We start from the raw sequence: 19,300 nt of genomic DNA on the forward strand, positions 1-19,300 counted from the left end.
CTCCCCCGCTTCGCTCCTCCGCAAAAAAGCGGCCCCTCGCTCGTGACGGTGTGTCCCTCCGCTTCGCTCCGGGGCACACCGTCCAAGTTTTGCGGCTCCGCCGCTCTCCGCGCTTCGCGCGTCGATCACTGGGTGGGGGTGGGTCGGGGGCGCTGACGCGCCGGGACGCAGCCAAGCTTGGCGGCACAGGGGAAGCCTGAATTGTCACCGTGGCCAAGTCGGTTGTTGGTGGGTCGCCGGGGTTGGGGCTGATGGGTGGGGCCGCGGCTGTGCTTGGTGGGCCCGGGGGAAGCCTGATTTGTCGCCGTGGCCAAGTCGGTTGTCGGTGGGTTGCCGTGTTTGGTGGGCCTGGGGGAAGGCCGGGTTGTCACTGCGGCGGATCCCACAACGGGTGGGCAGTGTGCCGGGGCTGATGGGTGGGGCCGCAGATGTGCTCAGCAGGTCTGGGAAGGCTCGAATTCTCACTGTGGCCTACCTCCCCCATCCGGCGGGCCGCCGGTCCTTGTGGTGGTGCGACGTGTTGCCTCGGCCGTGGGGACTTGCCCGTGTCGTGAGCGCGGGCGTGCCGGGAGGTTATTCCGTGGGTAGGCCCGACTCGCGGAGTCGGCGGCGGTGTGGGGGGAGCAGTAGTACCTCCAGGGCGTCCGCGCATGCCTGGGCTCGGTCGCGGAACCATGGGATGCGTTCGTTGGTCATCACGGCCGGCGTGGAGCGGACGGCCAGGGCGGCGTGTGCGTGGCCGGCGCGGTTCAGGATCGGCACTGCCAGGGTGCGTACACCCGGCACCGACTCGCCGTCGTTGAGCGCGTAGCCGATTGCCCGGGCCGCATCCAACTGGGCCTGTAGCGCGACCGGATCCACGATGGTGCGCTCGGTTTGTGGGGCCAGCGGCAGCAGCGGCTCCAGGCCGCCGTCCGCCGGATCCGCCCAGGCCAACAGCACCTTGCCCAGTGCGGTCGAGTGCAGTGGACGGCGTAGTCCGAGTCCGGTGCCGGGTTGTACCGAACTGCCGACCAGGACCAGCGCATGCCGGCCGCTGCGGATGGCCAGATCGGACGTCGCCGAGGTACGTCGGGACAACTGCTCCAACTCGGGCGCCGCGTGGTGCAGCCCGCGCTGGTGGTAGGCCAGCAGGCCCAGTTCGGCGACCACCGGGCCCAGTCGGTAGCGACTGGTGCGGTCGTCCTGATCGAGGAAGCCCGCGCCGACCAGTGTGCGGGCCAGGCGATGGGCGGTGGACACCGACAGGTCCATCCGGCGGGCGATGTCCGACGCGCTCAGGTCGGTGCCGGTCGCTCGGAAACAGTGCAGGATGCCGAGGGCCCGCTGCACGGCCTGCGCTCCGGACGGTGCGGAGGTGGCGCGGGGCGCGTTCGTGTCCACCGTGTTTGCCCTGTCCACTGGCATCCCCTGATTCGCCGTTCGCCGGACGTTTTTCACCATACGGTAAGGCGGTGGATGACTGTGTGCCACGGTGTGTGTCGGGGGGAAGGCTGACATCCCACATCGTGGGAAGGTTTGATCGGGTGATGTGGATCGTGTCAGGATCCACACCGATGCACCATTGGGTGCGTCGGTGATCGACGAAATCGAGAGGGAGGCCCCGGTGTCCGCAGACGCGTTGTACGCCGCGCCGCTCTCCACCGCCCGCGCGCTGCTCACCAGCCGCCGGCACATCGACCTGGCGCGCGTCTCCAGCGCCGGCTGTCGCTGACCCACCGCCGCACCGAACGTCGGTAAGCCCGCGCTCGACCGATCGGCCGGATTGGTCGGATTGCCGTTGCCGTTGCCGTTGGCATTGCCCTTGGCGATGGCGATGGCGATGGCGATGGCGTGCATGCTCGGTGTCGTCGAGTTGTAGGTCTCCATCACATGGCATTCGTTGCCTCCTGCCCGGACCGATTCGGTCCCGGGTCGATCCGCGCCGTGCCCTGTCGGGCCGCGGACCCCCGCCGCCGCTACGAACGCGAACGGAAGTATCACCATGACCGCCGTGACCGGCGCCCGCCCCGACGAACTGTGGTTCACCCGCTGTCCCGTCCCCACCGCGACCGGGATCGCGGCCGATCTGGGCCTGCTCGACGCCGAGTTCGCGGACGAGGGGATCACCGTGCGCTCGCTCCAGGACGTTCCGGCCGATGTGGCCGCCGATCACCACTACACGCACGCGCTGCCCGGGCTCTTCCGCGAGGGCGGCAACGTGCCGGCGCTGTGGGCACGTTCGCGTGGTGAGGCGACCCGGCTGGTCGGGCTGACCTGGATCGAGGAGAGTCAGGCGATCCTGGTCCGGGCGGAGAGCGGCATCGCCACACCCGAGCAGTTGCGCGGGTTGCGGCTGGCGGTTCCCCGGCACGAGATCGCGATCGACTTCTGGCGGGCGATGGCCCTGCACGGCTTCGCCGGGGCGCTTTCGCTGGCCGGCGCGGGCCTGGCCGACGCACGCCTGGTCGAGGTGCCCGGCGCGCGCGGAATCGGGCAGTGGGAGGCCGAGTTGGCCGCGCTCGATCGCGGCGAGGTGGACGCCGTGTACGTCAAGGGCGCGCTCGCGGTCGAGGCCGCCGTGCGGCACGGCGCGGTGGTGGCGGTCGACCTGGACGCGGCGGTCGACCCCCGGGCCCGGATCAACAACGGGACGCCGCGACCGATCACGGTGCATCGCGATCTGCTGGATCACCACCCGGAGTTGGTCACCCGGTTCCTCGCGGTGCTGGTCGAGGCCGCCGACTGGGCACCCGGGCATCCCGCCGAGGTGGCCCGGATCCTGGGTGCCGAGACCGGCGCGGGCGCCTTCGGGGTGGCCGGCGCGTACCGCGAACTCGGCCCGGACACGCTGCGGATCGACCTGTCGGCGGAGCGGCTGGACCTGCTCGCCCGCCAGGAACGGTTCCTGCACGAACAGGGCTTCCTGGCCGCACCCGTGGACGTGCACGCGTGGGCGGCCCCCGAGCCGTTGCGACTGGCCCGCGAACTCGTCGAGGCACGCCGCGCGCAGTCCGGCGGATCGGCCCGGCCGCCCGTCCACATGTCCGACCCGACCGGGCCGCTCGGCCTCACACCCGCATCCGCACAGTCGCTCGACCCCGAACCGTCCCGCATATCCACGCTGGAGGCATCCCATGAGTAGCCGGCCCCCTCGTCGCACCCGTCTGCTGTCCGCCGTCGCATTGGCGACCGCGACGCTGATCGCGTTGACCGGCTGCGGCTCCTCGTCGAAGGACGCGAAGGCATCGACGGCCGGTGACGCCAAGGCGGGTGTCACGCTGCGGATTCCCGACCCCGGCAACAACGGGGTGCTCGCACTCGGCAAGAAGGACGGTTCGCTGGACGCGGCGCTGGCCAAGGTCGGCGCCAAGGTTTCCTGGACCGGCAGCGCGGGCCCGTTCGCACCGGCCGCGCAGGCCATCAACGCGGGCCAACTCGACGTGGCGCTGGGTTCGATCACCTCCGCCGTGGCCGCACTCGGGCAGAAGCCGAGCTTCAAGCTGTTCGGCGCCACCGCCCCCGACCTCGCGGGCGAGGGCATCCTGGTGAAGAGCGACTCGAAGATCCACTCGATCCGGGACCTGGTCGGCAAGAAGGTGGCCTGCTCGCAGGGCGGCACCAGCGAGTACCTGCTGCTGGCCGCCCTCGAACAGGCGGGCATCCCGGCCGACAAGGTCGAGCGGGTCTACCTGCGGGCCGACCAGACCGCACCGGTGTTCGCCGCCGGTCAGGTCGACGCGTGGGCCACCTGGGCCACCTACTCGGTGCCCGCACTGGCCTCCGGCAACGCACGCTTCCTCGCCGACGGCCGGGCGCTCGGCTCGGACAACTACTCGGTCTGGGCGGTGCGCAACGCGTTCGCGGACAAGCACCCCGAGGTGATCAGGGCCTTCTACGCCTACCTGCACGAGGCCGGCACCAAGGAGATCGCCGACCCCGCCGCGTACATCAACGTCTTCACCGACTCCGGTCCCACCGCGTACGGCGCCGAACCCAAGCGGATCCAGGTCGACTTCACCAAGCAGGGCGCGACGGTGGAGCCGATTCGGCCCGCCGACGTGGACCGCTTCGGCAAGGTCGCCAAGTTCTTCCTCGATCAGAAGGTCACCCCGAGCCTGGTCGACGTCAAGCCGCATCTGCTGGACGTGGCCTCCCTCGCGGGAGCGACCGGATGACCGCGCCCACGCTGATCAAGGCCGAGCCGCGGGCGCCGGAGTATCCCGGTCTGATCACCCCGCGCCCGCGGCTGCCGCGTCCTCGACCGCGCTTCCTCAGCCCCGCACTGCGCGCGATCGGTCCGCTCGCGCTGATCGGCGGATGGGCCTGGGCCTCGCACAGCGGCGCGCTCAGCCCCGATCTGCTCGGCTCGCCCGCCGACGTCGTCCGCGCCGCGCGCGAGATGTGGGACAACGGCCAACTCCCGGACGCGCTCCGGGTCTCGCTGGGCCGTGCGGGCCTGGGCCTGGTGTTCGGGCTGACCATCGGGCTGGCTCTGGGCGTACTCACCGGCTTTTCCCGGCTGGGCGAGGAACTGCTGGACTCGTCGGTGCAGTTGCTCCGCACGGTGCCTTTCCTGGCCTTGGTTCCGCTGTTCATGGTGTGGTTCGGCATCGGCGAGTCCGCCCGGGTGATCCTGATCGCGGTGGCCACCGCGTTCCCGATGTACGTCTCCGCCTCCGGTGGGGTGCGCAACGTGGACCGCAAGCTGGTCGAGGCGATGCGCAGCTTCGGCGTCGGCCGATTCGCCCTGGTGCGCGAGGTGGTCCTGCCGGGCGCGCTGCCCGCACTGTTGTCGGGACTGCGACTGTCCATGACGCTGAGCGTGATCGCGCTGATCGCGGCCGAGGAGATCAACTCCACCGCCGGGATCGGCTATCTGATGAGCCAGGCGCAGAGCTTCTCGCGCACCGACATCCTCACCGTCTGCATCCTGGTCTACGCGATCCTGGGCCTGCTCGCGGACGTGATCGTCCGGATCCTCGAACGTGTGCTGATGCCGTGGCGCGGCCAGGGTCACGGAGCGAGCCGATGAGCGCCGAGATCGCGGTACACATCGAGGGGCTGCGCCGGGTGTTCGGCACCCGCGCCGTGCTGGACGGCGTCGATCTGGACATCGCGCGCGGCGAGTTCGTCGCGCTGCTGGGCGCGAGCGGCACCGGCAAGACCACGCTGCTGCGCATCCTCGGCGCGCTCGATCGCAGCGACGGCGGCACGGTCCTGGTCCCCGAGGCCCGCACCATCGTCTTCCAGGAGCCGCGCCTGGTGCCCTCCAAGCGAGTGTTGGACAACGTCGTGGTCGGGCTGCCCAGGGGCCGGGCCACGCGGGAGATCGGGCTGCGCGCGCTGACCGAGGTCGGCCTGGAGCGGCACGCCCGGACCTGGCCGGCGACCCTGTCCGGCGGCGAGGCACAGCGCGTGGCGCTCGCCCGGGCGCTGGTGCGCGAACCCGAACTGCTGCTTCTGGACGAGCCGTTCGCGGCGCTGGACGCGCTCACTCGGATGCGCATGCAGGACCTGGTGGGCGAGTTGTGCCGGGTGCACCGGCCCGCCGTGTTGTTGGTCACGCACGACGTCGAGGAGGCGATCCGGCTGGCCGATCGGGTCGCGGTGCTGCGCGACGGCAACCTCGTCACCGACCAGGTGGTCGCCGTCGACCGACCGCGCGACCCCACCGATCCGGCGTTCGCGGCGCTGCGGCGACGGCTGCTCGCCGACCTCGGGGTGCACACCGCCGACGCCTCCACCGCCGACGCCGCCTCCTCCGGATCCGTCTCGTCCTCGCGCCTGTCCCCGTCCTCCTCCCCGTCTTCGACCGGAGTGATCTGAATGACCGTCACCATCGGTGTCCACGGCAGCAACCCGTCGCTGTACCTGCTCGCACGCCTGGGCATTCTCGAACGCGCGCTGGAGCCGCTGGGCGAGACCGTGACCTGGGTGCCCGTGGAGGGCACCCGCGTCGGCGAACTGCTCGGCGACGGCACGATCGACTTCGGCGGGACCGGCTCGACGCCGCCGATCGTCGGTCAGGCGCAGGGCCACGATCTCGTCTACGTGGCGGTGTCCGCGCCGCGGCCCGAGCACGGCGCGCTGTTGGTCGCGGACGAGGGTCCGGTACGGGCTCCCGTGGATCTCAGGGGCGGCACGGTCGTGCTGAGCATCGGCTCGTGGCAGACCCACTTCGTGGCCAAGGCGCTGAACGACGTCGGACTGTCCTACCGGGACGACATCACCGCGGAGCGGCCGGAGCCGGGCCGGGACCAGGCCGCGCGGCTGCGGTCCGGCGAGATCGCCGGCTGGGTCGCACAGGGTCCGGAGCTGGTCGCGGCGCGGCGCGAGCCGGGGCTGCGGGTGCTGCATCGGGTCGGCGAAGTGATCACCGACCGCTCGGTGTTCTTCGCGCGCCGTGCGTTCGCCGAGGAACGGCCCGAGCTGGTCTCGGTCGTGGTGGCCGCGCTGCGCCGGGCCGACGAGTGGGCGGCGACGCACCTCGACGAGGCGGCCGAACTGCACGCGGCCGAGCTGCCGGGGACCCGGGCGGACTGGGCCGAGGCGCTGGCCGCGCTGCCGTGGCGACTCGAGCCGGTGCCCGCGTCGTTCATCGCCGAGCAGCAGGAGGCCGCGGACATCTTCGCGGGCAACGGGTTCATCGACCGGCCGATCACCGTGGCCGCCGCGCAGGCTTCCGGGCTGACGCCGCTGGTGACCGGGGTGCTCGCGCCGGCGGACGGCGGTGTCCGATGAGCACCGAGGTGTTGTGGTATGTGATTCCGCGCGAGGGGCCCTATCCGTGGGAGCCCGCCGGGCGGCGTCCGGTCGACCTGGCCTACCTCCAGCAACTCGGTTCCGCGGTGGACCGGTTGGGTTTCAGCGGCGCGTTGCTGGCGACCGACCTGTACGACGTGTGGTCGCTGGGCAGCGTGGTGGCCGCCGCGGCGCCGACGTTTCGGCCGCTGCTCGCGGTGCATCCGGGGCTGATCGCGCCGACGCTGCTGGCGAAGATGGCGCTGAGCTTCGAGGCGTTGTTCGGTGCGGGGCGGCTGCGCTTCAACGTGGTCAACGGTTCGACCGAAAGCCTGCGCGAGTACGGCCTGCACCTGGACCACGACGAGCGCTACGAACTGAGCGCCGAATACTGGTCCATCGTCAAGCGGCTGACCTCGGGCGAGGTCTTCGACCACAAGGGCAGGTTCTACGACCTGCGGCAGGCCGGGGCGGGGCTGCGCGAGTTGCATCGGGACGGCGGCCATGTCCCGCTGTGGTTCGGTGGCTCGTCGCCGGCCGGCATCGAAATGGCCGCCGAGCACGTCGACGTCTACCTGACCTGGGGCGAACCGCCGCATCTGCTCAAGGAGAAGCTGGAGCGGGTGCGCGAACGCGCCGCCGCGCACGGGCGGGCCCTGCGTATCGGTCTGCGGCTGCACCTGATCGTGCGCGAGAGCGAGAACGAGGCGTGGGCGGCGGCCGATCGGCTGCTCGAAGTGACCAGCCACGCCACCTACGCCCGGCAATTGGGTCAGGCGGCGGACGCGGACGGGGTGGGCTGGGAGCGACAGTTCCGCCGGCACGGCGGCCGGGTCCCGGCCCGGGCACGGGATTTGGAGGTGTACCCGAACCTGTGGCCCGGGATGGGGCTGTTCCGACCCGGTCCGGGTACGGCCGTGGTGGGCAGTACGGCCCAGGTGATCGATCGCCTCCAGGAGTTCCGGGCGATGGGAGTGGACACGTTCATCCTGTCCGGCAACCCGTTGCTGGAGGAGGCGTACCGGGTCGGCGAGACGGTGTTGCCGGCGCTGGGGGTGCGGCCACGCGTGGGATGAGGTGGACGGGCCCGACGCGGGCGCCGGGTGCGACGGGGCCTCCCTGTGGAAGGCCCCGTCGTGCACGCGGTGTTCGGGTAATGCTCGTCGTACCCGAGGTGCTCGTGGTCTCCGGCCGGTTCAGGCGGCCTTGAGCGCGCCGCCGTCGACGAGGTGGTCGGTGCCGGTCACGCTGCCGGCGAGCGGGGAGACCAGGTAGGCGACGGTGCCTGCCACCTCGGCGGGTTCGATGAAGCGGCCGGTGACCATGCCGGTCGCGCCGGGCAGGGCGGCGAGCAACTGTTCGTGGGACAGGCCCATGGACGCGGCCAGTTGCGCGCCGTAGCCGTCCGGCGCCTCCCAGATCGCGGTGCGCACCGCGCCGGGGGAGACCGTGTTGACCCGGACGCCCCGCGGGCCGAATTCCTCGGCCAGGGCCTTGCCGAACGCGGTCAGCGCGGCCTTGGCGGTCGTGTACGGCATCGGCCCGCCGTGCGGTGCCCGGGCGCCGATCGAGGAGATGTTCACGATCGCGCCGTGCGCCTCGATCAGTGCGGGCAGCGTGGCGCGGGTGGTGCGCACGGCGGCCAGGAAGTTCAGCTCGAACGAGGTCAGCCAGTGCTCGTCGGTGAAGCTCAGGAAGCCGCCGGTCTGATCGTTGCCGACCGCATCCCCGCCGCCGACGTTGTTGACCAGGATGTCGAGCCCGCCGAACTCGGCGGCGGCGCGTTCGGCGAGTCGAATCGGTCCGTCGGGACGGGCCAGGTCGACGGACATGGTGCGGGCGCCGGTCGCGACCAGTTCCGGCGTGATGGTGCGGGCGGCGGCCAGGACGCGCACACCCTCGTCGACGAGGGCGGACACGATCGCCAGGCCGATGCCTCGGCTCGCGCCGGTCACCAGGGCGGTCTTGTCGTGGAGGCGCAGGTCCATGAGGGCTCCTTTGTTACTGACCGCGTGCACGTTCCGCATGCACTAAGTGGCTCTTGGGTGATGCCATTAACCTAGAACATGCGTCATGAGTGTTGCAAGTAGGAATGGAGTGGCGACTCTGTCGTACAGTTCGGGGGTGACTTCCACGGCAGGCGGGGCCAGTGACCGGGTGCGACCGCTGCGAGCGGACGCCGAGCGGACCGTGCGGGCGATCCTGGAGGCGGCCGAGCGGGTGCTCAGCGCCAATCCCGCCGCGACGATGGAGCAGATCGCGGAGGCGGCCGGAGTGGCCAGGACGACGGTGCACCGGCGCTTCGCGACGCGTGAGGCGTTGATCGTGGCGATGACCGGGTGGGCCACGCGCCAGTTCCACGACGCGGTGACCGCGGCTCGCCCCGATGCCACACCGCCCGCCGTCGCGCTGTACCAGGTCACCGCCAACGTGCTGCGGGTGAAGATCGCGTGGGGCTTCGCGATGAACGCGCTGCGCACCGACGATCCGGAGGTGGCGCACGTGCACACCGACGTGCTCGACCGGTGCGATCGGCTCTTCCGGCGGGCGCGCGATGCCGGACTGCTGCGGCCGGACGTCGACCTGGACTGGACCCGACGCGTCTACTACGCGCTGATCCACGAGACGGCACAGGACGACCGGGGCGAGGACGCGGACGTGCTCGCGACCCGGATCGTGGACACCCTGCTGCGCGGATTCGGGACACCGGACGGCCCGTCCACGCGGTGAGGCCGGGTCGTTCGGCCGGCGTGTACGGTGTGCCCGCCGGTCCCTGATCGAGAGGCTTGTCGTGACCCTGGCCGTGGCCCACCGAGGCGACCCCCGGCGTTTTCGGGAAAACACCCTGCCGTCGCTGGCCAGTGCGCTGAACCGGGGCGCCGACCTGGTCGAGATCGATCTGGAGGTCACCCGGGACGGGCATCTGGTGCTGTTGCACGACGCGACGCTGCGCCGGTTGTGGTGGCGCAACGCGCACGTGCGCGAGCTGACGCTGGCTCAGGTCCGGGAGATCGGCCGGCGGCGCGGGAAGTATCGAGTACCCGGTTTCGACGAGGCATTGGAGCTGATCAAGGGCACCAAGGGCGGGTTGATGGTCGACTTCGGCGAGATCGAACTGGCCGAACCGGCGGTCGAGGCGGTCGCCCGGCACGGGCTGAACGAACAGATCCTCTACGTCGGCGGGCCGGTCGCGATGGGTCGGGTGCGCGAGCACGCGGCGGACGCGCACATCGGTCTCAGCGGCGACTCGTTCGCCCGGGTGCCGGATGCGGCGGTGCTGCGCGACCTTCGGCCGGAGTACATCAATTTGCGCTGGCGCGCGTACGACGCGGCCTCGGTCGCCCGCTGCCACGCGGACGGGTACGGGGTGAGTGCCTGGACGGTGGACTCGCCGCGGGTGATGCGGCGGTTGATGGACATGGGCGTGGACATGATCATCAGCAATCGCATCGGTCGGCTGCTCGACGTGCGGGCTGAGCGGCAGGGCTGAGCGGGGGGCCGAGCGGGGGCCGCTTCGCCGGGTGGCCGTGGGCGGGGAGCTCGGGGACAGCGGCTACCGTGGCAGGGCAGTCCGGACGTGCCGCCGTCCCGGCTTCGTACTCCGTCCCGACCCGAGGAAACGTGATGACCGAACCAACCCCGGAGCCCGCCCCGCCCGCCGCCCCCGCGGCGGTGCCGCAGCGGCCTCGGGAGACGCAGAAGCAGACCGAGAAGGGAATCCTGATCTGGCTCTGCTTCTTCCTGTTCGTCACGCACATCATCGGCGGCGTGTTCTGGCTCGCATTCCACTACCTGGGCGAGTAGCGGCGGGCTCCGTCGGCAGCCGGGCCCGCCGTCAGTGCGCCGCCGGATCGGGCCGGTCCGCGCGGAGGAGTTCGCGGGCGTGGCCGATCGCGCCGCGCGTGTCGGGGAAGACCAGGTGGTCCCGGCGCAGGTGTTCGGCGATGCGCAGCGCGTCCAGGACGTGGTCGTGGTCCGGCTTGACGCCGGAGAGCAGCACGGTGACGCCGCGTACCTCCAGGTCGGTGATCGCCTCGCCCAGTACGCCGGCCCCGGTTGCGTCGATCGCGGTCACCCGGGACATCCGCAGAACCACCACCTGGACGCCCTGTACCTCGGACAACCGGGTGAGCAGGCGGTGCGCGGCGGGGAAGAACAGCGGTCCGTCGAGGCGGAACACGGCGATTCGGGGGTGCGGGTGCGGCCGCGTGTGCTCGGCGGCGGCCTCGGCCCCGGTCTCGGTTTCGGGTTCGGTCTCGTCGGTGGGTAGTGGTACCGGCTCCAGGCGGGCCGAGCGGGTCACCTGGCGCAGCGCCAGCACCACCGCGAGGCCGATGCCGATCACCACGGCGGTGACCAGGTCCACCGCGACGGTCACCACGAAGGTCACCGTGAGTACGGCGGCGTCGGCGCGGGTGGAGCGGGCGAGCGCGGTTAACGTGGACACCTGGACCATCCGGACGCACGTGGCCAGCAGTACACCGGCCAGCGCCGGCAGCGGGATGTGCGAGACCAGGCCGGCCGCGCTGAAGACGATCACCGCGAGCACGACGGCGTGGGTGAGCGCGGCGAGTCGCGAGGACGCGCCGGCGCGCACGTTGACGGCGGTGCGGGCGATGGCCGCCGTGGCCGGTACCCCACCGAACAGGGGCGTGGCCAGGTTGGCGAGGCCCTGGCCGAAGAGTTCGCGATCGGGGTCGTGCCGCTGACCGGTGGTCATCCCGTCGGCCACGCTTGCGCACAGCAGCGATTCGAGGCCGGCCAGAGCGGCCACGGCCAGGGCCGACGGCAGCAGGACGACCAGCATCGAGGCGTCGAGGAAGGCCAGGGACGGGGCGGGCAGGCCGTTCGGCAGCGCGCCGATGCGGGCCACGTCCAGGGTGGGCAGCGCCTCGGCCAGGAGGGTCGCGGCGGCCACCGCGAGCAGCGAGAACGGTACGCCCGGCCGCCATCGGGCGCCGATCAGGAGCAGCGCCGCGACGCCCAGGGCCATGGCGGGCGCGTCGGCGTCCGGATGTTCGAGGAAGCGGACGGTGGCGTGCGCGGCGACCTGCCACACCTTCTCGCCCTCGCCGGCCGCGCCCAACGCGGCGGGCACCTGTTGGAGGGCGATCACCACGGCGATGCCCGCGGTGAAGCCCTCGATGACCGGCAGTGGCAGGTACTTCGCGGCCCGGCCCAGGCGCAGTACCGCGACCGCGACCAGCAGCAGGCCGGCCAGCAGGCCGACCATCAACACCCCGTCGGTGCCGTGCCGTTGCACGACCGGGACCAGCACCACGGTCATCGCTCCGGTCGGCCCGGACACCTGGAGGTCGGAGCCGCCGAACACGGCCGCCAGCGCCCCCGCGATCACCGCCGTCACCAGGCCGGCCTGCGCCCCGACCCCCGAGGCCACCCCGAACGCCAGTGCCAGCGGCAGCGCGACCACCGCGACGGTGAGGCCCGCCAGCAGATCCCGCCCCGGCGCGCGACGTACCGCCACCAGATCACCGGGCCCCGGGAACAACCCGGCGACCCGACCCCATCCCCTGCAGAACGTTTCCATCAACGGCCCCGACCTCTCGTCAGCCGAGGCGACCCGTACCCGTTGGGCATGCCGGATCGCCGCATCCCGCACACCTGTTCGTGTGCCGCGCACCCCGGCCCAGGCCCGCGTGCCCGCCCGCGGGCACCGTCGAACCGCCCTCACACGTGCGGGCGCGGACCCCCGGCGGGGCCGTGGAATGTCGGGTGTCGTGTGATCCGTGTCGTCAGGTGGTCCACATCCGGCGAACGCGCGAATCGCGGCGGGCTCCATGACGGAGCACACTCGCCTCTGCGACGACCCTAGCAAAAACCGATGATCAAAATAACCGATAGTCCTACATCCCTCACGTTCCGCACCCAACCGCCCTGCAATCGCGGTCGATTGCCCCACCGACGACTCGGCGGACGACGGATGTTTCCCAGGTGTGGGCGAATCCTGGGTGCGGGCCGAATCGTGAATGCGGGCGCGGCGGTGGATGCGGTAGGGGTGGGACGTGAAATTTCCGGTGGTGGTATCGCGGGCTCGGTTGCGCGGGGAGGAGATTCGGGTCGTGCGCCCCGCGCGCGGGCTGGGTCACGGGGTGGTTCTGGACTTCGATGGGCACTTGGGGGCGTATCTGGATCAGGAGGGGGCGCGGGTGATCGGCGGACTGTGGTTGTTGGCGGCGCGCTCGCCCCGATCACTGGTTCACCTGCCGATGCGGGGCAACCGCCTGCCGGTGGGGGCTTTCGGGGAAGGGCGGCGCCTCGATGTGGTGTTGGTGCCTCGGGCGATGCAGTTCGCGCCGTCGCGGTGGAAGCAGGTGCGGGCGCGGTTGCGCGGGGGTCGGCCGCAGACCGTGGAACTGGCGGGAGTCGACCCGGAAGAGGGCCTCGAGATCGACTACCGGGCGCGGCACTACGCGGAGAATCGGGATCTGTTTCGACAACACGTGCATGCCGACACGTTGTTCATGACCGGGACCGCGAAAGTGTTTCGGGAAACCGCCGGCCGGTTCTTCGATGTGGCCCGGCAGGGGCCCGGGTTCGTACCCGGGCACCCCAACTACCCGCACTTCTGCACCGAGTTCCACCGGTTGGATGGGATATTGGCCGCCGGCGCCCGGGATGTCCACGTCGAGTACTGCACCCGGTGGGTCACCGCATCCTGACCGACCCACCGGTGCGGGTTCACATGTGTACGACGGGAGCCGCGTCCGGGTCGGTGGCCGGCGCGCCGGGTCGGAAGAGGACGGCCGTGACGACCAGGCCGATCGCAAAGAAGGCGGCGGACCAGCGGTAGGCGGTCGCGTAACTCTCCAGCGCTGCGTGGGCGAATGCCTGCGGGCTGGGTTGACGGTGCTTCAGGTAGTCGGATCCGGCCGTGGCGGACAGCGTGCTCAGGAGCGCGATGCCCACCGAACCACCCACCTGTTGAACCGTGTTGACTGCGGCGGAGGCCACCCCGGAGTCCTCCGCGCGGACGCCGAAGGTGGCCGCGCTCATGCAGGGCGCGATCACCAGTCCCACGCCGGCGCCGAACATGATCAGGCCGGGCATCAGGTCGGTGGCGTACGTGCTGTCCAGGTCCAGGCGGGTCAGGTAGAGAAGTCCGAGGGCGGCCAGGCCCATTCCGGTCGGCACGATCGGCTTGGGGCCGAAGCGGGGCAGCAGTACGACGGTCGCACTGGTCGCGGTGCACATGATGCCGAACACCATGGGCAGGAACGACAGTCCGGTCCTGACCGGGCTGTAGTGCAGGGTCTGCTGCATGTAGAAGGTCAGGAAGAGGAACATGCCGAACATCCCCGCGCCGGCGATCAGCATGCCGAGCAGCGCGGCGCCTCGGTCGCGGTCGACGACGACCCGAAGCGGCAGGAGTGGATTGGCGACGGAGCTTTGGATCCGGGTGAAGACGGCCAACAGCGCGACGGCGGCGATGAGGCAGCCGTAGGTGAGCGGGTCGCTCCAGCCGTCGCTTTCCGCGCGGGAGAACCCGTAGACGAGGGCGAACAGCCCGGCCGAGACGGCGAGTGTGCCGGGGAGGTCCAGGCGGGGGCGGTCGGCGGCGGGTTCGTGCCTGCCGAGCAGGAGGACGCCGCCGATGATGGCGCCGCCGGCCAGGATCAGGTTGACGTACAGGCACCAGCGCCAGTCGAGGTGTTGGGTCAACAGGCCGCCCAGGAGCAGGCCGACGCCGCCACCCGCGCCGGCCACGGCGCCGAACACGCCGAACGCCTTGCCGCGTTCGGCCGGGTCGGTGAACGTGGTGGTGAGCAGCGACAGCGCGGCGGGCGCGAGGAGGGCGCCGAAGACGCCCTGGAGCGCGCGGGCGGCGACCAGGACCTCGAAGTTCGGTGCGGCGCCACCGGCGGCGGAGGCCAGGGCGAAGCCCAACAGGCCGATCAGGAAGGCGTTTCGGCGGCCGAACAGGTCGGCTATCCGGCCGCCGAGCAGGAGCAGGCTGCCGAACGCGAGGGCGTAGGCGGTGACCACCCACTGGCGGTTGCCGTCGGAGAAGCCCAGGTCGCGCTGTGCGGACGGCAGGGCGATGTTGACGATCGTGGCGTCCAGGACGACGGTGACCTGCGCGAGCGCGATCACCGCGAGGATCAACCAGCGGCGGGGGAGGGCGGTGGGGCCGCTCGGGGTCGAAGTCGCGACGGCGGAGGCGGCGGTGCTTTGCGGCATGGCGATGCTGCTCCTGTCGGGTGGAAGGAGACGCGCGTCGGGTCGGCCGGCGGCCGGCGGATCAGGGCCGGCGCAGCGCCGGGAGGACGACGGCGTCGATGTAGCGGTGCAGGTACTCCTCGTCGGCGACGCAGCCCTCGACCAGCGGTCGGCCGGTCACCGCGCCGATGAGCAGGTGGGCCACCAGGCCCACCGCCGGGTTGTCCGGGGCGACTTCACCTCGCGCGACCGCTCGGGTGATCACCTGGTCGAGCATCGCGGACTCGGGCTCGACGATGGTTTCCCGTACTGCCAGGCCCAGTTCGGGGTCGCCCAGGATGGCGTGCGCGACGCTCGCGAGCAGTGCGGTGTTGGGGGCGGCGCCGTACGCCATCCGGCGCGCGGTCTCGTGCAGGTCGCCGTGCAGTGAACCGGTGTTCAGGCCGAACAGCGACATCCCCTTGTTGTGCCGCAGCGCTGCCGCGACCAGGCGCGGCTTGCTCTGCCACTGGCGGTACAGGGTCGCCTTGCTGGCCTTGGCCCGCGCGGCGATGGCCTCCATGGTCAGGGCGGCGTAGCCCGTCGCCCGGAGCAGGTCGAGCGTGGCCACGTACAGTTCGGCCTCGCGTTCGGGGGACAGCCGGGAACGCCGGTTGGTGGGCGCGGAGTCGGTGGTCCCGGCCGAATCGGTGTGCATGTGCGCGTACCTCGATTGGCGAAACGGTGGCGTTTCGATAACCGTAGGGGTCGATCCAGCGAAACGCAAGCGTTTCGATAAGTGGTGACGGTGGGCCGGGGGTGTGGTGACCGATGGCCGTTACGCGTCCTCGGCCGGGGTGATCACGCGCGAGCGCGGCGAGAAGAGCACGGCGGTCGCCACCAGGGCGAAGGCGAGCAGTACCCCGGTCCACTCGTACACCGGTACGAGACGGGCACTTACACCGGCCGTCGGCGGCACCATCGGATTCCCCTCCCACTGCGGGGTACCGCTCAACCGGAACGCCTCCCCCCTGGCCCGGGCCAGTACGGACACCCCGATCGCGGCGCCGAGCACGTACGCGCCAACCGTCGCCCCCGCGCCGGCGCCCACCGCCCGGACGCCGTCCACGGCCACACCCACACAGGGCCCGAACGCCAGACCGGCGCCGAATCCGATCAGGAGCAGCGCCGGGACCACATTCGTCGGGTACGAGCTGTTGTGGTCCACCGCGTACAACAGCACGAAGCCGACACAACACAGGCCCAGTGCGATCGGCACGATCGTCTTGGCGCCGATGCGGCGGAGCAGAAGGCCGCCCGCGAGCGGCGCGGTGAGCAGCAGCGGCAACACCAGCGGCAACAACCGCGGCCCCACCTGGGATGCGGTGAACCCCGGGCCGCCGCTGCGCAGATGGACCGCCACGAAGCGAACCGTCACGGTGGTGGCGGTGCCGCACACCGCGAGGCCGAGCAACGCCGCGCCGCGATCGCGGTTCAGCACGATCCGCGGCGGCAGCAGCGGGCTGCCCGCGAGCGCCTGCCGACGGGCGAACACACCCAGGAGCACGCCGCCGACGGCCAGGAACAGCCAGGTCGTGGTGTCCCGCTCACCGTGCGTCTCGAACCGCAGGCAGCCGTACAGCACGCAGCCCACGCCGATTGTCGCGGCGAGCGCGCCCGGCAGGTCGAAGCCCGTGATTCGGGAGTGGGCCGGCTCGCGGTGCCGGGCGAACAGCCGCAGTGCGCCCAGGGCGAGCGCGACGAGCAGGGCCGCCTGGGCGCACGGCAGCACCCGCCAGTGGCCGTCTCCCGTGGAAGCGCCGGCCACGAGCATGCCCAGGCCGCCGCCCGCCGCGGCGACGCCGGCGTGCAGGCCCAGCACCCAGCCGCGTTCGGCGCGGTCGGTGAAGGCCGTGATGAGCAGGGCCAGGCCGGCGGTGAGCACGAGGGCGCCGAATGCGCCCTGGAGGGTGCGCCCGGCGAACAGCGGGACCGGGCCGCCGGCGGTGCCGACCACGAGCGAGGCCCCGGCCAGGCCGATCAGCCCGATGGTGAACGTGCGGCGCGGGCCGACGAGATCGGCGAGCCGGCCGGCCGGCAACAGGAGCGCGCCGAGCGCGAGCAGGTGGGCGCGGCCCATCCACACGACGTCGCCCGAATCGATGCCCAGATCGGCGGGCGGCGGCGTCGGGACGGCCTCCGGCAGTGACGCGCCGAGGACGACGGGCACTTGGGCGAGGGTGACGACGAGCAGCAGCCACCAGCGGTACGCGCCGGCCCGGCCGGGCGCCGGGGACGTGGTGGACGGGGCGACGGTGCGGTCGAGTGCCATGATGCCTTCCGGCTGTGGCCGACAGGATTGGGCGGGGACGATCCGTGCTGGTTGCTCGGCCGTGTCGGGACCGACCTGCCGGGTCGGGGCCGGTCGGTCGGGCCGATCGGACCACGCGTCGTGGATCGGGAGCGCTCCGTGCTTCCCTCGCTGCGACGAGTGCCGGGCCGGGGTTGGTTCCCGACGAGGGATCTGCCCACGATCCGGTCGCCGATTGCCGGGATGGGAGTCCGGATTTGTAGGGTGTGCCGCATGACCCCGGGTATACCTGGCAGACGCGTGATCGACGGCCGCTTCGAGTTGCTGGACCGGCTCGGTGGTGGCGGCATGGGCTTGGTCTGGCGGGCTCGCGATCTGGCCCTGGAACGCGAGGTGGCGCTCAAGGAGGTCCGACCGCCCGACCCGGCGCTGTTGGAGGACGACCCGACCGCCGCACGGATGTTGCGCGAGCGGGTGCTGCGCGAGGCCAGGTCGTTGGCCCGGCTGAACCACCCCAACGTGGTGACGATCCATCACATCGTGGATGCCGCCGAGGTTCCGCACCCGTGGCTGGTGATGGAGCTGGTTCCCGGGGGCTCGCTGCACGACCGGCTGACGAGCGGCCCGATCGCGCCCGCCGAGGCCGCCGCGATCGGCCGGGGCGTGCTGTCCGCGCTCAGCGCCGCGCACGCGGCCGGCATCCACCACCGCGACGTCAAGCCGGGCAACGTGCTGCTGCGCGGCGACGGCAGCCCGGTGTTGACCGACTTCGGCATCGCCGCGCTGCGCGAGTCGACGAGTCTGACCGCGACCGGCGACCTGATCGGCTCGCCCGAGTACATCGCACCGGAGCGGATCCGCGGCGAGGAAGACAACGCCGCATCCGACCTGTGGTCGCTCGGGATGATGTTGTACGTCGCGGTGGAGGGGGAACATCCGCTGCGCCGGGCGACCAGCCTGGCCACGCTCGCCGCGGTGTTGACCGAGACGGTGCCCCCGCCGATCCACGCGGGCGCGCTGGGCCCGGTCCTGGACGCGTTGTTGGTTCGCGACCCCGCGGCCCGGCCGGATGCGGCGCACCTGGACCTGCTGTTGGCCGAGGCGGCCGGCAGGCCCACCGGGCGGCCCTCGTCGCAGCACACCACGTCGGCGCTGCCGGTCGCGGACGCCCTCGCCTGGCAGCCGGCCGACCTCGGCGGCGGTCGCGCGGCGGCGGGCGGACCGGCGGAGGACGGGCCGGCCTGGTCGGGCGCGGACCGGGTCGGCGCGGACGCGAACTCCGGCGCCTGGCAGGGCTCGTCGACCCCGCCACCGGCGTCCGCCGCGCCCTCCTCGCGCTACGGAACGCCGTTCACCCCGGCCGAACCCACCCCGCCGGACCGGCTGCGCGCGCGCCGGGTCCGGATCATCGCCGGCTCGGCGATCGGCACCACCCTGGTCGGCGCGTTGGTCGCGGTGGTCCTGGCGACCCAGTTGCCCGACTCGGGTTCGGATCCGGACGCGAGCGCGGCCGGCGCCGGCAAGCAGGCCACGAACAGCTCGGGCCCCACCCGGTCGCCGAATGCGCCGGTGATCCCGGTGGACGAGACACCGACCCGGCCGTCGGCGACCCGCACCAGCAAACCGGCGGCGGACACGGTGAACCTGCTCACCCCCACCGCCATCCGCGGTCTGATCGACTCGATGGCCCCGACGATCGGGGGCACCAAGGTCAAGGAACTCAGCATCTTCGACAAGTACGCCGCGATAGAGGCGCCGGTGGCCGGCAACGCCCGCCTGTACGACCGCTTCTCCTACCGCGACGGTGCCACCACGAAGGACGCCGGATCCGGGAGCACCGACCGCGACGACAAGACCATCGACCTCGCCAAGGTCAACTGGGACGCGCTCCCGGCCCTGATGGCCAAGGCCGACAAGGAACTGGGCATCACCACGCCCAAGTCCCACTACGTGAACGTGGACATCGGGCTGATCGACCGGGTGCCGTCGCTGAAGATCTACGTGAGCGACGACTACGGGTCCGGATATCTGCGGGCCGACCTGGACGGCAAGGTTGTCAAGATGTACCCGCGCTGAGCGGCGCATCCGGACGACACCGCGCCGGCCGAA

At 71.8% G+C, this 19,300-nt stretch carries 18 protein-coding genes; 12 read left to right on the forward strand and 6 right to left on the reverse strand.

Features of this window, described 5'->3' with window-relative positions; translation table 11 throughout:
• Positions 1-573: 573 nt before the first annotated feature.
• Positions 574-1,383, reverse strand: a complete 810-nt coding sequence (locus A3IC_RS0148780; protein ID WP_020557338.1) for an IclR family transcriptional regulator — start codon at positions 1,381-1,383, stop codon at positions 574-576.
• 223 nt (positions 1,384-1,606) lie between these two features.
• On the opposite strand from A3IC_RS0148780, the gene A3IC_RS73295 reads away from it, so the two are divergent.
• The 7 genes from A3IC_RS73295 (at position 1,607) to A3IC_RS0148820 (ending at position 7,799) form a co-directional block, all read left to right on the forward strand.
• Entirely contained in the window at positions 1,607-1,714 is a 108-nt protein-coding gene (locus A3IC_RS73295; protein ID WP_321184138.1) for a putative leader peptide, read from the forward strand.
• Between the two features lie 270 nt (positions 1,715-1,984).
• Positions 1,985-3,124, forward strand: a complete 1,140-nt coding sequence (locus A3IC_RS60985; RefSeq protein ID WP_020557340.1) for an ABC transporter substrate-binding protein — start codon at positions 1,985-1,987, stop codon at positions 3,122-3,124.
• Positions 3,117-4,157, forward strand: a complete 1,041-nt coding sequence (locus A3IC_RS0148800) for an ABC transporter substrate-binding protein (RefSeq protein ID WP_026219633.1) — start codon at positions 3,117-3,119, stop codon at positions 4,155-4,157. Before A3IC_RS60985 ends, A3IC_RS0148800 begins: the two co-directional genes overlap by 8 nt.
• On the forward strand, positions 4,154-5,014 hold the full coding sequence (locus A3IC_RS0148805) for an ABC transporter permease (protein WP_020557342.1): 861 nt from the start codon (positions 4,154-4,156) through the stop codon (positions 5,012-5,014). The genes A3IC_RS0148800 and A3IC_RS0148805 overlap by 4 nt, the downstream gene beginning before the upstream one ends.
• On the forward strand, positions 5,011-5,808 hold the full coding sequence (locus A3IC_RS0148810; RefSeq protein ID WP_020557343.1) for an ABC transporter ATP-binding protein: 798 nt from the start codon (positions 5,011-5,013) through the stop codon (positions 5,806-5,808). Before A3IC_RS0148805 ends, A3IC_RS0148810 begins: the two co-directional genes overlap by 4 nt.
• Complete coding sequence (locus A3IC_RS0148815) at positions 5,809-6,723, forward strand: ABC transporter substrate-binding protein (RefSeq protein WP_020557344.1); 915 nt, start codon at positions 5,809-5,811, stop codon at positions 6,721-6,723. It abuts the gene before it with no gap.
• On the forward strand, positions 6,720-7,799 hold the full coding sequence (locus A3IC_RS0148820; protein WP_020557345.1) for an LLM class flavin-dependent oxidoreductase: 1,080 nt from the start codon (positions 6,720-6,722) through the stop codon (positions 7,797-7,799). The genes A3IC_RS0148815 and A3IC_RS0148820 overlap by 4 nt, the downstream gene beginning before the upstream one ends.
• A 120-nt stretch (positions 7,800-7,919) precedes the next feature.
• Here the strand turns inward: A3IC_RS0148820 and A3IC_RS0148825 are convergent, their stop codons facing one another.
• Entirely contained in the window at positions 7,920-8,711 is a 792-nt protein-coding gene (locus A3IC_RS0148825) for an SDR family oxidoreductase (RefSeq protein WP_020557346.1), read from the reverse strand.
• Positions 8,712-8,847: 136 nt separating this feature from the next.
• Between A3IC_RS0148825 and A3IC_RS0148830 the strand changes: the two genes are divergently transcribed.
• The 3 genes from A3IC_RS0148830 to A3IC_RS0148840 all read left to right on the forward strand — a co-directional run bounded on the left by A3IC_RS0148830 (position 8,848) and on the right by A3IC_RS0148840 (position 10,527).
• Positions 8,848-9,453 (forward strand): TetR/AcrR family transcriptional regulator, encoded by a 606-nt coding sequence (locus A3IC_RS0148830; RefSeq protein ID WP_026219635.1) that lies wholly within the window; start codon positions 8,848-8,850, stop codon positions 9,451-9,453.
• 61 nt (positions 9,454-9,514) lie between these two features.
• Positions 9,515-10,213: a glycerophosphodiester phosphodiesterase gene (locus tag A3IC_RS60990; RefSeq protein ID WP_020557348.1), complete on the forward strand. Its 699-nt coding sequence runs from the start codon at positions 9,515-9,517 to the stop codon at positions 10,211-10,213.
• 134 nt (positions 10,214-10,347) lie between these two features.
• Positions 10,348-10,527, forward strand: coding sequence for a hypothetical protein (locus tag A3IC_RS0148840; protein ID WP_020557349.1), 180 nt, complete (start codon positions 10,348-10,350; stop codon positions 10,525-10,527).
• Between the two features lie 31 nt (positions 10,528-10,558).
• Here A3IC_RS0148840 and A3IC_RS0148845 read toward each other — a convergent pair whose 3' ends face one another.
• Positions 10,559-12,271 (reverse strand): SulP family inorganic anion transporter, encoded by a 1,713-nt coding sequence (locus A3IC_RS0148845; protein WP_040878753.1) that lies wholly within the window; start codon positions 12,269-12,271, stop codon positions 10,559-10,561.
• A 532-nt stretch (positions 12,272-12,803) separates the two neighbouring features.
• Between A3IC_RS0148845 and A3IC_RS60995 the strand changes: the two genes are divergently transcribed.
• A complete protein-coding gene (locus tag A3IC_RS60995) occupies positions 12,804-13,403 on the forward strand; it encodes a hypothetical protein (RefSeq protein ID WP_245599973.1) in 600 nt (199 codons plus the stop codon).
• A 19-nt stretch (positions 13,404-13,422) separates the two neighbouring features.
• On the opposite strand, the gene A3IC_RS0148855 is transcribed toward A3IC_RS60995, so the two are convergent.
• The 3 genes from A3IC_RS0148855 to A3IC_RS0148865 form a co-directional block, all read right to left on the reverse strand.
• Entirely contained in the window at positions 13,423-14,922 is a 1,500-nt protein-coding gene (locus A3IC_RS0148855) for an MFS transporter (protein ID WP_020557352.1), read from the reverse strand.
• Positions 14,923-14,983: 61 nt separating this feature from the next.
• Positions 14,984-15,598, reverse strand: coding sequence for a TetR/AcrR family transcriptional regulator (locus tag A3IC_RS0148860; protein WP_020557353.1), 615 nt, complete (start codon positions 15,596-15,598; stop codon positions 14,984-14,986).
• 120 nt (positions 15,599-15,718) lie between these two features.
• Positions 15,719-17,212 (reverse strand): MFS transporter, encoded by a 1,494-nt coding sequence (locus A3IC_RS0148865; RefSeq protein WP_020557354.1) that lies wholly within the window; start codon positions 17,210-17,212, stop codon positions 15,719-15,721.
• Between the two features lie 252 nt (positions 17,213-17,464).
• Between A3IC_RS0148865 and A3IC_RS0148870 the strand changes: the two genes are divergently transcribed.
• Positions 17,465-19,267, forward strand: a complete 1,803-nt coding sequence (locus A3IC_RS0148870; protein ID WP_040878756.1) for a serine/threonine-protein kinase — start codon at positions 17,465-17,467, stop codon at positions 19,265-19,267.
• Positions 19,268-19,300 lie beyond the last annotated feature (33 nt).

Source organism: Embleya scabrispora DSM 41855 (assembly GCF_000372745.1).
In the GTDB taxonomy this organism is placed as follows: domain Bacteria; phylum Actinomycetota; class Actinomycetes; order Streptomycetales; family Streptomycetaceae; genus Embleya; species Embleya scabrispora.

Bases quoted from the DNA above. Each gene is read 5' to 3' on its own strand.
- A3IC_RS60985 (WP_020557340.1), top strand. From the start codon at position 1,985: ATGACCGCCGTGACCGGCGCCCGCCCCGACGAACTGTGGTTCACCCGC.
- A3IC_RS0148800 (WP_026219633.1), top strand. From the start codon at position 3,117: ATGAGTAGCCGGCCCCCTCGTCGCACCCGTCTGCTGTCCGCCGTCGCA.
- A3IC_RS0148805 (WP_020557342.1), top strand. From the start codon at position 4,154: ATGACCGCGCCCACGCTGATCAAGGCCGAGCCGCGGGCGCCGGAGTAT.
- A3IC_RS0148810 (WP_020557343.1), top strand. From the start codon at position 5,011: ATGAGCGCCGAGATCGCGGTACACATCGAGGGGCTGCGCCGGGTGTTC.
- A3IC_RS0148815 (WP_020557344.1), top strand. From the start codon at position 5,809: ATGACCGTCACCATCGGTGTCCACGGCAGCAACCCGTCGCTGTACCTG.
- A3IC_RS0148820 (WP_020557345.1), top strand. From the start codon at position 6,720: ATGAGCACCGAGGTGTTGTGGTATGTGATTCCGCGCGAGGGGCCCTAT.
- A3IC_RS0148825 (WP_020557346.1), bottom strand. From the start codon at position 8,711: ATGGACCTGCGCCTCCACGACAAGACCGCCCTGGTGACCGGCGCGAGC.
- A3IC_RS0148840 (WP_020557349.1), top strand. From the start codon at position 10,348: ATGACCGAACCAACCCCGGAGCCCGCCCCGCCCGCCGCCCCCGCGGCG.
- A3IC_RS0148845 (WP_040878753.1), bottom strand. From the start codon at position 12,271: ATGGAAACGTTCTGCAGGGGATGGGGTCGGGTCGCCGGGTTGTTCCCG.
- A3IC_RS0148855 (WP_020557352.1), bottom strand. From the start codon at position 14,922: ATGCCGCAAAGCACCGCCGCCTCCGCCGTCGCGACTTCGACCCCGAGC.
- A3IC_RS0148860 (WP_020557353.1), bottom strand. From the start codon at position 15,598: ATGCACACCGATTCGGCCGGGACCACCGACTCCGCGCCCACCAACCGG.
- A3IC_RS0148865 (WP_020557354.1), bottom strand. From the start codon at position 17,212: ATGGCACTCGACCGCACCGTCGCCCCGTCCACCACGTCCCCGGCGCCC.
- A3IC_RS0148870 (WP_040878756.1), top strand. From the start codon at position 17,465: ATGACCCCGGGTATACCTGGCAGACGCGTGATCGACGGCCGCTTCGAG.